The organism is Microbacterium sp. NPDC058062, from assembly GCF_042885375.1.
GTDB lineage: Bacteria > Actinomycetota > Actinomycetes > Actinomycetales > Microbacteriaceae > Microbacterium > Microbacterium trichothecenolyticum_C.
On the sequence record NZ_JBHVSC010000006.1, the window covers coordinates 81,356 to 94,405 of the forward strand.

The following is a 13,050-nucleotide window of genomic DNA, read 5'->3' on the forward strand; positions in this document are numbered from 1 at the left end:
TCAGCGGAATGACGATCATCACCGTCAGCCCGACCACGATGGTGACCATCCACAGCCAGAAGACCACCCGCATGCCTACGGTCTCGCCGTCGTCTCGTCCCGTCATGCGGTGAAGCCTAGTTACGCGATGCGGACCCTCCGCAAGGCCCTTGTCTGCTCCCGATCGCGCGTGCTGACATCGCTGGAGCTGCCCGCTGCGCGAGACCACGTCGGCAGAACCGGAGTTGCTGGGCCCTGTCGTCGAACGGCGGATCGGGCACTCACATCGAGATGCCCGGACGCTGCGCCTCGGTCCCTGCTCCAAGTTGCGGCAGCGACGCTTGGTGGCGTGCTGCCCGGCGCAGTTCAGCTTCAGCGGCGCGAAGCGACTCGTTGATGGTTACTTCCGTGGTTCCGCGGAGCATGGTGGCCGCCAACCTGTCCCTGGCCGTCTCGTCGGTGCGCCCGATCACGACCGCCTCGTTGTGATGGCGTCCTCGAGTCAACCCGACGTAGAGGCCGGCAGCATCAACGTCCGGACCGACGATGGCCGTGTCGGCGGTCTCGCCCTGGATGCCGTGGACCGTGGACGCATACGCCAGCACGACGTGGTCGAGCGCGTAATCCCGACTGATGCGCCGGCGTTCGCCGGCGTCGGCGGGGGAGACGAGGTCGATCTTGTCTTGGTCGATCCGGCTCACGATCCACTGAGCCCGGTTCTCGACACCCGTCCGGGGATCGTTTCTGCGCGTTTGCACCATGTCGCCGACGAGGAGGCGTTGCTCGTCGCGTCCCCACGCGAGGGTGGTCGGATCGAGTTCGCCGGCCTCGACCCGAATCTGCTGAATGTCGGAGTTGATCGCGTCCGCCTCACTGTTGGAGCCGCACACAAGGGCAACCCGCGATCCGCGGGCAGCGCCATCGAGGTAGCACTCGACCATTGCCGCTCGCGCCAGTTCGATGTTGTCGACTCGTCGAAGGTGGCCTCGCATCGCGAGCTCCTCGGCGATCTGCAGCGCGTCATCTCGATCGCGCGGATGCCGCAGGCGCAGGGTGAGCGCTGCATATTCAGCGTCGCGGAATCGGTGCACCGTGTCCAACTCGACGGACGCCGAGGCGTGGCGGATGGCGGTCTCCATGGCTCCGGTGTGCCCGACCGGGAGCGCCTGATGCGTGTCGCCGACCATGGCGACGCCGGCCCCGGTCTGCAGAGCAAGTTCGGTGAGGGCGTCTGCGGTCTGCAGATCGACCATCCCCGCCTCATCGACCACGATCCGATCTCCTGGGCGAAGCCCGAATCGCTGCGGACCGCCATAGGTCGAACCGCTCATCGGATCGGCGTCGCCGACAGCGAGGCGCTGCCACACCTGGGCGCCGTTCGCGTCCCGGGACCATCGGTACCCGTAGTCATACAGCAAGGCATGCAGGCTGGATGCGTCCGCTCCGGTCTCTCGAGCTGCGACGGACGCCGCCTTGCGGGTGGGTGCGACCACCAGCATCCGTCGTCGTTGCCGATTGAGCCCGGCATAGGCTGCGCGCAGCATCGTGGTCTTACCTGCGCCGGCTGGCCCGGTCACCGCGACGAGCCCATGGGTGCCGGCGATCGCGCACGCGGCTGTCGACTGCGATGCGTCCAGCAGGTCGAGTCCTTCGACGGATGCCGCGACACGGCGTAATTCGTCCGGTAGCAGCGCTCGCCCGCCGATGGCGATGGCGTCGAAGCGACCCGCGATGCGCACCTTGAGTCGCATCGTGTCGGTCGCCATGAGCGCCTTGATGTGGCCCGGAATGTCGGGTTCGGCGATGAGGCGGACGATGTGCCGGCCGGCGCGGCTCACGATGTCCTCGAGCAGGTCGTCGACCGCAGCGCGTTCGGCAACCATCCCCGTGGCTGCCAACGCCCGGAGGGCGCCGGCGCGGAGGTCGAACTGGCTGAAGCGGCCGTTCGAGGCGCGCGAGCGCTCGTCGGCGTCGACCACGGCTGCGCGCGCCACCTGATCGAGATCGACGCTTTCGGGCGGAGTCGGTCGCACCTGGCGCTCCCCGCGTGCATGGGCGAGGAGGGGGTCGATGGCGATGAGTTCATCGCGCACCGCTGCTTCCCACGAGTCTTCGTCGATCAGTGTCGGCTTGTTCGGCCGGGAGATCGCCCACGCTCGCCGATCGATCTGCTGCAGGACTTCGATGCTCGGCTGCAGGCCGCCATGCGCTCGCGTCCACTCCGCGATCAGCCGCGCCCGATTCGCTTCGATCTGGGCGGAGCGACGGGAGAACGGGGCAACCGCGGCGGCGAGTTCGGCGATCTCGCCGTCTTCGCCGATCGTGTACCCATGACGCGCGAGCGCCGTCACCCATCGAGGGTCGGTGCGTGCGGCCAGTTCGCCTTCCGCGTTGACGACGGTGTGGAACTTCATTGCGACGCGCGAGTCGACGTTCGACCACTTGCCGTCCTCGCCGAGCACCTTGATGTTCAGCCAGAGATGCCGGTGGATGTGCGGGTCGAGCGCGCGGGAGCGACGGTGCTGCAACTCGACGACTTCGACGCGGCTGATCGACTCGCGGATGCTGCCGCCGTGCCCGCGACGCGCGTTCAACTCTTTCTGCCACAGGAGGATCACGCGGTCTCGAATGCGGTCCTGCAGTGCCTCGAACTCGGCGGCCAGTTCGGGATGCAGCAGTGCCGCGATGCTGTACGACTTTGGGTGATTCAGTGTCCCGTCGAGGAGAAGGTCAGCCTCCGGACGAAGCAGGGTCTTGCCGCGCTCCTCGCCGCTGACCGGGTCGTGTCCACTCAGCCACACCCTTAAGGCGCTCGCCGACAGCTCGTCCGATCGCAGAGTTCCTGTCTGCACGACGAACCTCGTCACCGACGCGTCGCCGCCGCCGCTGTACGCCTCGAGCGCGGCGACGCCGGGGGAGTGGACCAAGTGCGCGTCGCATACTCCCTCGAGCGCGTAGGCGATCGCGTGGCGAACTCCGCGGGACTCAGCACCCCGTTTCCATCGCTCGAGACCTCCGCGCATGGCGACCACGGTAGCGAGCTTTTTGCATAATCGCTACAGGTTTACACATCTGGTGCCTGCGTGCATTGCGGTCTTCTTCTTCTTCTTCTTCTTCTTCTTCTTCTTCTTGGTCTTGGTCTTGGTCTTGGTCTTGGTCTTGGTCTTGGTCTTGGTCTTGGTCTTGGTCTTGGTCTTGGTCTTGGTACGAGTCTTGGGCCCCTGCTGGTCGCTTGGACCTCGTCCGCGTCTCGGTTGAGTCGATGCGTGCTTCTCTAGGATCGGGAGCGTGCCCGGCCACGGTGCCGCCATCGTGCAAATCATCGGCCTGACTACTCGGACGAGCGGCCACCATGTCACCTCGACAGGCTCGCGCGCCACCTGTGCGACCGCTCAGGGACCGGCTCTCGAGCGTTCAGAACGACGTCGGGCCGCGGCCTCCGCACATTCGGGCCTGGTAGATCAGGACGCACCTCCCACGTTCCATCGCACGAGGTTCATGAGCAGCGCAAGCAGCGTGGTTACCATGGCGAGGGAGAAGAGAACCCAGCGTTCGGCGATGAATCCGAGCACGCAGCACCCGATCGAAGCCACGAGGAGTACCCGCGCCGTCGTCACCCACGTAGCGACTTCGCTCGACTCGAGCCCTCCTCCGAAGGCACCGTGCGCAAGGAATCCGAGAGCGTTCACGACCTGCCACCCGGTTGCCAGCAGCAGTATCACGCATAGGATCCAACCGACCCGCCCGGTGACTATCTGGGCGCGAGAGCGGCGAGGCACTGCGGCACCGTCCCGCGGAGCGCCAGCGTCATCGGTCATTCGGAAATCTCCACGTCGGTGCGGTCTTGAGCAGGCGTCGCAGACGTCAACTCCTTCCGAATCGGACCGATCACTCAACCACAAGTAGCACACGCCATCCTTGCGATCCAGCAATGCGCGACTCCACGCAGGGTGTCGCTCAAGGAGCACAATTCGGTCATGCGCCGGCCGCGCGGCTGATGAGCGTGAGCACGGCGGCCGCGATGATAAGCGCGAGCCCCGAGCACCAGAGGCCAGCGGGCGAAGGCGGGCGTCGCGCCCGACAAGACGATGCTTGCACTTGCGCCAAGGACCATGACGACCAAAGCACGAGCTCGGAAGGGTCGTGGCGCCAGGCGTCTAACGCTGAAGCGGACCTCCGGGTATTCGGAGGGTTCGGAATGTTCTCGATCTCGATTTCTGACGGAAGCACGATTCGGGCCGCGCGATGCCATGATGGCCAAGGGTGCCGTGATCGGGGCTCCAAACGTGACGCTCCAGTCCACTTGGTCGAGTCGTTTGAATCATCCTGGGGAGGGTGGACTATGGCACCTCTGGGTCGTCGAGATGATCGTCAGGAACGGCGCGAGGAACGCCGCGGCGGGGCATCCGACAACGAGGTCTTCCAGATGCGGGAAAAGTTGGTGTCGGTCGGTGACGATTACTGGATCGAAACGATTGGCGGACGACGCGCGTTCAAGGTCGACGGGAAGGTCGCCCGGATTCGCGACACGCTTGTAATCCGTGACGTCGCAGGTAACGAGGTCGCGAAGGTGCAGGAGCGCAAGATCGCGATCCGGGACACCATGGCCATCGAGCGTCCGGGGCGACCCGACGCGACGATCAAGAAGGCGCTCATCAATCCCCTGCGGGATCGATTCACGCTGAGCGCCGACGATGCCGGCGAGATCGATATCCAGGGCAACATCGTCGACCACGAGTATGACTTTGAACGCGACGGCGCGAAGATCGCCGAAGTGTCCAAGCGATGGCTGCGCGTTCGCGATTCCTATGGTGTCGAGATCGTTCCGGGTGAGGACATCGCTTTAATCCTTGCCGCCACGGTGGCTCTCGACCAGTTGTCGCACTGATCGCAGGAATGGCCAGTATGTGAGCGGCCCGGCGGGCGAGCGCCGGGCCTCACCGCCGGGACCTCGCGGGATGACGGCAGTGGCTCTTCAGCCTAGGTCGCCGAGGACCGACGGGGAACACCCGCGCCCACAGGCTAAGTGGTGAAGAAGTTGACCGCCGTCCGAGCCCCGATCTCGCAGGCCGAGTTCGACGCCCTCAGGCCAAGACACTGGCGGCTTTAGCCCAGGCTGTGCGGACAACAGAGAAGGCGGCATCCCTCCACGGGGATGCCGCCTTCATCGGATGTACGGTCCTAGGAGTTGATCCGCTCGATCACGTCGTCCGCCCCAGGCTCGCCGACGCACACGAGGACCGCCAGCGCTCAGATCCCACACGCGGGGACACCGTCCGGGAGCTCGCGCACCGCTGGAGCTTCGCCTCTCCGTCCCGCTTCGCAGCTCTCTACGGCAATGCTTGCGGCGTCAGCCCCAAGTGGGTTCTGGACCGCTTAACCGCGCGGGCGCTTCCCGGCTGGATCGGGTTCATCCCCACCGTCGGACTGAAGGCCACGAACGTATGCGGTCAGCGGCGGAGGGTAGCGGCGGGGTATTCGTCGTAGGCGGCATGGTATTCGGCCGCGAATCGGGAGGGGTGCGCGAAGCCCCATCGTCGCCCGATGACCGCGACGACGCCCGGTTCGGCAGCGGCAAGCAGATCTGCGCGGGCGGCGGCGAGTCGCTGCTGGCGCAGGTATCGGAGGGGGCTCACTCCCAGTTCCCGTTGGAACAACACCTGCAGACCGCGCACCGACATCCGGGCTGCGCCCGCGATCGCCGCGACGCTGACCGGTTGATCCAGGTGCTCGTCGATGTACGCGACCGCTCGCCGCAGTGCGGTCGGTCGTGCGCGATCCGTCGCCTCGCGGACGATGGGGTAGGTCGATGCGATCACGGCGATCAGCGCCTCCACTGCGCTGGCACGGAACAGCGGATCGTCGAGGATCTCGGGCGCTGACAGCATCGTGGCGTTCAGCATCCTTACCAGCGCCTCCACCGCGTGAGTGTCGACGCCGTCGCTGTTCAATGCGGCCATGCTGGGGATCGAACCGCCCGTGTAGGGGGCGAGTCGATCGGAGGGGAACCCGACGTTGAGGGTCCTCGTCGCCGACCAGCGGAGGCGGGTGGCGGTACCGGGGGGGACGATGAAGGGGGCGGTGATCCGCCTGACCGTGTCCTTCTCGTGCCAGCGGATGTCGCCCTCCATCACCGACACCGTGTAATCGGGCAATTCGCCAGAGTCCAGGGCTGCGGCGGTGGGGAATGACATGGTCGCTACCGTCAGGCCGGCGTCCAAGACCACGCCGTCTACCTGGAAGGCGAAGCCACGACCCGGGTCGGACGCGAACCGGATGGCGTTGCCGAACATCTCCTTCACCGTCGCCGCGGAGACGTCCGGATCGCGGGTGCTGACCGTGAAGCGCTGCACGGCGATCACGCTCCGCGGTCACGGGGGCTGAACCGTCTGCGCGCGGTGGCCACAGGCAGGAGGTGCATGTCACACGTCCACCGCACTCGCATTGGTGGTGGAGAGGTCCGCGGAAGGCGGCGACGGTTCCGGAACCACATACAGCCCGCTCGGGGAGTTGGCGGTGTAGGCCAACGCGTCAATCCACGCGGGATTCAGGGAGGGGCGTCGGGAGCCGTAGTACTTGAAGACGAGGGACGAGGCGGCATTGATCCACACCGTGGTGCGGCCATCGCCGATACTGGCATCGTCTTTCCAGCTGAAATGGAACGGCTCGCCCCGGCGCAACTTAGTCGTGATCACCAATTGCAGGTGCGCCAGCAGCCGGTCCTCGAAGTCGACTCTGATACTCGACTCGTAAGTGAGCTTTCCCATCGGGAACCTCGCCTCTGCGGCCTGGTCTGCTCGCACCGCCTTTCGGGCCACGCTACCCCGCCAGCCGGATCGCGCAAGGCCCCACCCGGATTGCGCACTCGGGTCCGCCCGAGCCTGCCACGGGGTTACAGTGACGCCTGAAAGAGACACGACTGGAGGACGGACCGTGGGACCCGTTCAGGTCAGCTACGGCGGCCAGCTGTACACCATCGTCGGACGCGACATCGAGGACGTGGAGAACGAAGTCCTCGGCATCCTCGCCTCCGGCCAGCCGGGATGGCTGGAAGCTGTAGACGGCGATCCCCGCGCGCCCCACCGGCTCCTGATCACCCACGGCGTCCCGCTCACCCTCGCCGCGCTGCCCACGGGGTAGACACGTCGCGAACTCCGCCGTCGTCTCCTTCGCTCAGCGACCGGGACGACCCTAATCTCGTCCTCTGACGTAAGACGTGGCGGTGCGGCTGTCAAGCCCCCCGTGGAATCGGGGAGAGCCGCCTTACGTTCTCATCACCCTCGCAACCCGAAGCGAGGAGACCATGAGCGGACGTTCGACGTGGGCACCGGGCCCCGCTCCAGGCGACCTGTCGGGTCTGCGGATCGGAATGCTGGCTCCCATCGCATGGCGCACGCCCCCGTTGCACTACGGGCCCTGGGAACTGGTCGCGTCGATGCTCACGGAGCGCCTGAGTCACCGAGGCGTCGACGTCACGCTGTTCGCGACGGCGGACTCGATCACGTCGGCGCACCTCGAGGCAGTCGTGCCGCACGGGTACTCCGAGGACCCGTCGATGGATGGCCGGGTGTGGGAAGCGCTGCATGTGGCCCACGCCCTCGCCCGCTCAGCCGATTTCGATGTTGTGCACAACCACCTCGACTGGCTGCCGCTCGCATTCGACGCGCAATGGCGCGCGCCGCTGGTGACGACGGTGCACGGGTTCTCCGGCGCCGGCATCCTCCCGGCGTACAAGCGCTCCCGCTCCGCATTCGTATCGATCTCGGACGCCGACCGTGCGCCCGGCCTGCGCTACGCCGCGACCATCCCGCACGGCATCGACATCGACGCCTTCGCGTTTGGGGCGGGCGGCGAAGACCTCGTCGTCTTCAGCCGCATGCATCGCGACAAGGGCATCGTTGACTCCATCGAGATCGCTGCTCAGGCCAATCGACGGCTCGTCTTGTGTGGCATCGTGCAGGACGAAGATCACTTCCGCGAGCTCGTTCTGCCCCGGATAGACGATGATCGGGTCGTCTACCTGGGCTCGGTGTCGGCGCACGACCGCCCTCGCGTCTTGGGCTCCGCGGCGGCGTTGCTGCACCCGGTCCACTTCGATGAGCCGTTCGGCCTGTCCGTCGTGGAGGCGATGGCCTGCGGGACGCCGGTGGTCGCCTACGCCCGCGGCTCGATGCCGGAGCTCATCGACCCCGGCGTGACCGGGATCCTGGTGGATCCGCATGCCGATGATCGCATCCGCCGAGCGGCGGCCGCGGTCGACCGGGCGGTCGCGCTGGATCGCGGGCGCGTGCGCACGCGGGCCCGAGAACGTTTCGACGCCGACCGGATGGTCGACGCCTATCTCGACGTCTACCGCGACGTGGTCGCGCACCGTGGGAACCCTCGCCACCCGACGCGCGCCCGCGCATGGTGAAGGAGATGAATGCAATGCGATATGGATTCCTGTCGACGTACCCGCCCACGAGATGCGGTCTCGCCACCTTCACACGCTCACTCGCCGTGGCGATGGCGGAGCCGCCGGCTCGGCGATCGGAGGTGGTACGGGTGCTGGACACCGGCGAGGAGCCCGCGGCGCCGAACGAACACGGGGTGCGGGTAACTGGCGTGTTGCGGGCCGCGCATCCGCAACGTCACGCCGATGCGGCCCGGGCGTTGAATCGCTGCGACGCCGTGGTGGTGCAGCACGAGTACGGGATATACGGCGGCAACGACGGCGACCAGGTGCTCGCCGTCCTCGCGTCGCTGCGTGTCCCCGTGATCACGGTGCTGCACACCGTGCTGCAACAACCCAGCCCGGGCCAGCGGCGGGTGCTCGAACGGGTCGTCGGCCTGTCCACGGCCGCGGTCGTCATGACCGAGCGCGCACGCGCGACGCTCCTGTCGCATTTCCGCGTCGAGAGCTCCAAGGTGCACGTCATCCCGCACGGCGCGGCCGTCTTGCCGCGCCACTCCGTCCATCGGCGCGGCGCCACGCCCGCCATCCTGACCTGGGGTCTCATCGCTCCCGGCAAGGGCCTGGAGCGCGGCCTGCGCGCCTTCGCCGGCCTACGCCGGCGCGGTGTCGACGCCACCTACGTCATCGCCGGCCAGACCCACCCCAAGGTGCTCGCGCAGAGCGGCGAGGCGTACCGCGATACGCTTCTCCAGCTTGCGCGAGACCTCGAGGTCGAGACAGCCGTCCGGTTCGTGAACGAATACCTCTCCCCGGAAGATCTCGCGGCGCACCTCGGCGCCGCGGACGCCGTGCTGCTGCCGTACGACTCGAAGGAGCAGGCCACGTCCGGCGTGCTCGCCGAAGCGCTCGCGGCCGGCGTGCCGGTGGTGGCGACCGCCTTCCCTCACGCGGTCGAGGCACTCACCGACTCGGCGGGAGTCGCCGTGCCGCACGACGATCTCGACGCGATGACGGCGGGGCTCGAACGGGTGCTGCAACTCGGCGACGACCGCCTGGCATCACGGCGCGACGGCTCCGGGCCGACCTGGTCCGAGGTCGCCGAACGGTTTCTCGACCTCGCCGAGCGGCTGCGCGCGGAGCGCGCCGCGTGATCCCGGCATCGCTGCCCCTCGCGCACCTGCAGGCCATGACCGACGAGCACGGCCTGTTCGAGCACGCCCGTGGCGATGTGCCGCGGCGGGCGCTGGGCTACTGCACCGACGACGTGGCCCGGGCGCTGGCGGTCACGGCGCGGGAGGACGGACGATCGGATGCCGCCGCCCTGACCGACCGCTATCTGGGTTTCGTCGAGTCGGCTGTCGCTGAAGACGGACGGGTCCACAACCGCATGAGCGAGGACGGCCGATGGACGGACGAGCCTGGCACCGGTGACTGGTGGGGGCGAGCGCTGTGGGGCCTCGGAGTCGCCGCGCGGTGGTCGACCCGCGATCGGGTCCGAGAGCGTGCCCTGACGGCTTTCGTGCGGGCCGCGAGAGTCCGGTCGGCGTGGCTGCGAGCCACGTGCTTCGCCGCCCTCGGCGCCGCCGAAGTGGCAAGCCACACGGGCGCGGACGACGCCGCCCGGTGCTTGCTTCGCGACGCGGCCGCCGCCTTCGGTAGGCACCGCCCGGTATCGGTCGGCTGGTGGTGGGTCGAGCCTCGGTTGCGTTACGCCAACGCCGCGATACCGGCGGCGTTTATCGCCACCGGGTGCGCGCTGGAAGAGGCGCGGCTCGTAGACCAGGGAATGGGGCTGCTCCGGTTCCTCGTGTCGGTGGAGAGCGTTCCAGATGGACACCTGTCGCTGACTCCAGTCGGCGGGCGGGGACCGGGCGACGCACGGCGCGCGTTCGACCAGCAGCCGATCGAAGCGGCAGCCCTCGCGGAAGCGGCCACCAGGGCCTTCGAGGCGACCGGCGACGACCGCTGGCCGATGCTGTTACGGGCGACATGGAATTGGTTCGAGGGCGCGAACGACGTCCGCATTGCTTTGTTCGATCCGAAGACGGGAGCGGGCTACGACGGCCTCACACCGACGGGCCGCAACAACAATCGCGGCGCGGAGTCGACGCTCGCTGCGCTCGCAACCCTGCAATGCCTCCAACGCGTCACCGTTGCTGTCCGCTCCGGCGCCATCGACGGGGATTAGTCATCGCCTCCGGGCAGGTTGGAGGAGCAGGGCAACGTTCGCGCCGGGCCAGATGAAGAGATGCGCGGGTCCGCCGCCATCGATGACGCGCAGCCATCCGCCACCTCCACTCGTCGCCATCTCTACCGCGAGTTTGAGCTCATCTAAGGTCTGACCGTTGGTGTGGTGGGTGTTCCCCCTCGTAATGGAGCAGGATCGCCTGGGACCTGGATCGTCGCCATCGCACATGCCTCCATCGGCACCGAAGACGTTGAGGAGCGCCTCAGCGGTGGAGGGCGGCCGCAGGGACCCGATCACAGATCGGTGCGGAGTTACTGGCCGTGGATGAATTTCTCGGCGTGCTCGACGGCTTTGTGGAACGAGTCGTTGCGTAGGGAGATCGCGGGATCGTCGGTCACGGTCTTGCCGGCGATCTCGGTGTATCCGGTGAGCCCGGGCGGCCGCAGTACCCAGATGCCTCCGTATGGGGGCAGGTAGAACACGGCGAAGGAGCGTTCCGATTGGTCGTCTTCCCAGACCGGGACGACGGCGACGGCGGCGCCTGTGTCGACGTTGATCCATTGGGCCCGGGGTCGGGGTTGGTCGGCGTCGTACACCGCCGGGTCGAGGAATGGGGCGGTGCCTTCCCCGAAGCGCTGTTCGAACCGTTCGTGGAACACGGGGAAGAACGTGTAGTCATAGCGACGCCAGGCACTCGGATTCTCTGCCACTTCGCACCTCTTCCTTGTCGTTTCTGCGCGAGGGCTCAGATGTTGGCCAGGTGCCTGTTGTGGGCCCGGTGTGGAGCGAGGTGGGGGATAGGTACCGGCTTGGTGCGCTGCGGGGTGATGTCGAGGTCTGCGAGTGCGTCGTGCGCGGTTGCGTACCGGGTGGGCCGGGCGAGGTCTCGCATCCAGGCCACTTCGCACTGGCTGGTGTCGACTTCCCAGATCCGGGCCACGGTGCGATCCGCGTGCCGCGGCTGGTACCGGGTGTCGATGATCACCCATTCGCCGGGGGCGACGGTTCGGAGTTCGAATTGGCTGCTGTTGCCGGTCATGATCGTTCGTCCAATGACTTTCGGTGGTGGGGCGGAGCGTCACCGGGTTTCGGTTCCATCGATCACTGTCAGCGTGCCCACCGGTCTCGGAGGAGGGCGGCGGCCCGGCCCACCTGAACACGGGCACCGTCGGGGTGCGGGCGTCGCGCACGAGGCTGCGACGGCTCGACAGGGAACGACGCGGGCGGGGCGCGCCGCCACCTCACGAGATCGGCGTGCTAACGCAAGGCAGTTGGAGAGCGTCGCGACGGCGGGGGAGAGCGTTCCCGGGTCGCCGGTTCCCCAGCCGCGCGGACGATTGCGGGCGAGTGGAGCATGATGACCCCGTGCTGTCAGGCGTTGATGGCCTGCAGGTTCTCGCCGGTGCTGATGGTGATCTTGCGCGGTTTCGCGTGCTCGGCGACCGGGATCTGCAGGGCCAGCACCCCGCCCTCGTATCCGGCGGTGATGTGGTCGGTGTCGAGACTGTCGCCCAGGAACAGCTGCCGGCTGAAGAGGCCACGGGGTCGCTCGGCGGCGATCAGGGCCGCGTCGCTGGCGCGGGGTGGTCGCAATGCCTTGACGGTGACGATGTTGTGTTCGACGTCCAGGTCGATCGAGTCCGGGTCGACGCCGGGGAGGTCGAACTCCACGTGGAAGGTGTCGCCGTCTCGCCAGGCGTCCATCGGCATGACGGATGGGTGGGCGAGGGTGCCGTCGAACATCTGTTGGGTGAGCCGGTCCAGTTCACGGAACGGGTCTGTGCGCATCAGCATCGTGTCCTCCTCTACGTTCTGTTGGATGCTTCGAACCGGCACAGCTCCAGGAGGATCTGTGCCCTGCGCTATAGATTTGTTGTAGCACGCGTGACATGCTGTGGCAAGAGGAGATTCTCGGATATTCGATTCGGTCAGGGGAGTGTGAGGCGATGACGGAGGGCGGCGTGGATCGGGCGCGGGGGGTGTACGGCATTTCCGTCGCCGCCGAGCTCGTGGGCATGGGTGTGCAGAACCTCCGTGCGTATGAGGCGCGTGGCCTGCTCGAACCGGGACGCACAGATGGTGGCACGCGCCGATACAGTGCCAACGACCTGGCCCGACTCCGCCGGATCAGCGAACTGCTCACAGCTGGGCTGAACATCGCCGGAATCGCCATGGTGCTGCACCTGGAAGACGAGAACACCCAACTCCGCGAACGGCACGCCCTGCTCACCGCCGAGCACTCCTGACATCTCGCAGCGGGCGGAGATAGGGGTGGCTGAGACGAGTCGAGCGCGCCTCGCGACACCGCTCCCACCTCACAGCTCCGCTTCGGGTGATCGCGCCACCGTTGCACGCGATCCGCGTGATCAGCCGGATGGGACGGTGCCGTCCCGCGGACGCGTGAACCGGCCGACCACCGAGCGCGCTCAGCACCGGTGGCACCGAGCTGTCAACCCTGTACGTCCCTGTGCGCCTCCGAGTTAGCGTG

At 67.3% G+C, this 13,050-nt stretch carries 13 protein-coding genes and 2 pseudogenes; 6 read left to right on the top strand and 9 right to left on the bottom strand.

Annotated features, from left to right (window positions below):
• Positions 1–260: 260 nt before the first annotated feature.
• The 4 genes and pseudogenes from ACFVSU_RS18605 to ACFVSU_RS18620 all read right to left on the bottom strand — a co-directional run.
• A pseudogene (locus ACFVSU_RS18605) lies at positions 261–1,623 on the bottom strand (ATP-dependent RecD-like DNA helicase); the annotation flags it as partial.
• A 494-nt stretch (positions 1,624–2,117) separates the two neighbouring features.
• A pseudogene (locus ACFVSU_RS18610) lies at positions 2,118–3,002 on the bottom strand (relaxase domain-containing protein); the annotation flags it as partial.
• 33 nt (positions 3,003–3,035) lie between these two features.
• Entirely contained in the window at positions 3,036–3,290 is a 255-nt protein-coding gene (locus ACFVSU_RS18615; RefSeq protein WP_387146405.1) for a hypothetical protein, read from the bottom strand.
• Between the two features lie 150 nt (positions 3,291–3,440).
• Complete coding sequence (locus ACFVSU_RS18620) at positions 3,441–3,701, bottom strand: hypothetical protein (RefSeq protein ID WP_387146408.1); 261 nt, start codon at positions 3,699–3,701, stop codon at positions 3,441–3,443.
• Positions 3,702–4,321: 620 nt separating this feature from the next.
• On the opposite strand from ACFVSU_RS18620, the gene ACFVSU_RS18625 reads away from it, so the two are divergent.
• Complete coding sequence (locus ACFVSU_RS18625; protein ID WP_387146411.1) at positions 4,322–4,867, top strand: LURP-one-related/scramblase family protein; 546 nt, start codon at positions 4,322–4,324, stop codon at positions 4,865–4,867.
• A gap of 562 nt (positions 4,868–5,429) precedes the next feature.
• Here the strand turns inward: ACFVSU_RS18625 and ACFVSU_RS18630 are convergent.
• Positions 5,430–6,332, bottom strand: coding sequence for a helix-turn-helix domain-containing protein (locus ACFVSU_RS18630; RefSeq protein ID WP_387146415.1), 903 nt, complete (start codon positions 6,330–6,332; stop codon positions 5,430–5,432).
• A gap of 69 nt (positions 6,333–6,401) precedes the next feature.
• Positions 6,402–6,746 (bottom strand): ATP-dependent DNA ligase, encoded by a 345-nt coding sequence (locus ACFVSU_RS18635; protein ID WP_387146418.1) that lies wholly within the window; start codon positions 6,744–6,746, stop codon positions 6,402–6,404.
• Between the two features lie 166 nt (positions 6,747–6,912).
• On the opposite strand from ACFVSU_RS18635, the gene ACFVSU_RS18640 reads away from it, so the two are divergent.
• From ACFVSU_RS18640 to ACFVSU_RS18655, 4 genes are all read left to right on the top strand, one after another.
• Complete coding sequence (locus ACFVSU_RS18640) at positions 6,913–7,119, top strand: hypothetical protein (protein WP_387146421.1); 207 nt, start codon at positions 6,913–6,915, stop codon at positions 7,117–7,119.
• Between the two features lie 295 nt (positions 7,120–7,414).
• Complete coding sequence (locus ACFVSU_RS18645; RefSeq protein WP_387146980.1) at positions 7,415–8,392, top strand: glycosyltransferase family 4 protein; 978 nt, start codon at positions 7,415–7,417, stop codon at positions 8,390–8,392.
• 14 nt (positions 8,393–8,406) lie between these two features.
• Positions 8,407–9,525 (top strand): glycosyltransferase, encoded by a 1,119-nt coding sequence (locus ACFVSU_RS18650; protein WP_387146983.1) that lies wholly within the window; start codon positions 8,407–8,409, stop codon positions 9,523–9,525.
• Positions 9,522–10,562, top strand: a complete 1,041-nt coding sequence (locus ACFVSU_RS18655; RefSeq protein WP_387146424.1) for a glycosyltransferase — start codon at positions 9,522–9,524, stop codon at positions 10,560–10,562. Before ACFVSU_RS18650 ends, ACFVSU_RS18655 begins: the two co-directional genes overlap by 4 nt.
• Positions 10,563–10,873: 311 nt before the next feature.
• Here the strand turns inward: ACFVSU_RS18655 and ACFVSU_RS18660 are convergent, their stop codons facing one another.
• The 3 genes from ACFVSU_RS18660 to ACFVSU_RS18670 form a co-directional block, all read right to left on the bottom strand.
• Positions 10,874–11,272, bottom strand: coding sequence for a hypothetical protein (locus tag ACFVSU_RS18660; protein ID WP_387146427.1), 399 nt, complete (start codon positions 11,270–11,272; stop codon positions 10,874–10,876).
• A 35-nt stretch (positions 11,273–11,307) separates the two neighbouring features.
• Positions 11,308–11,601, bottom strand: coding sequence for a hypothetical protein (locus tag ACFVSU_RS18665; RefSeq protein WP_387146430.1), 294 nt, complete (start codon positions 11,599–11,601; stop codon positions 11,308–11,310).
• A 332-nt stretch (positions 11,602–11,933) separates the two neighbouring features.
• Complete coding sequence (locus ACFVSU_RS18670; RefSeq protein ID WP_387146433.1) at positions 11,934–12,356, bottom strand: Hsp20/alpha crystallin family protein; 423 nt, start codon at positions 12,354–12,356, stop codon at positions 11,934–11,936.
• 95 nt (positions 12,357–12,451) lie between these two features.
• On the opposite strand from ACFVSU_RS18670, the gene ACFVSU_RS18675 reads away from it, so the two are divergent.
• Positions 12,452–12,808: a MerR family transcriptional regulator gene (locus tag ACFVSU_RS18675; RefSeq protein ID WP_387146436.1), complete on the top strand. Its 357-nt coding sequence runs from the start codon at positions 12,452–12,454 to the stop codon at positions 12,806–12,808.
• Positions 12,809–13,050: the final 242 nt, after the last annotated feature.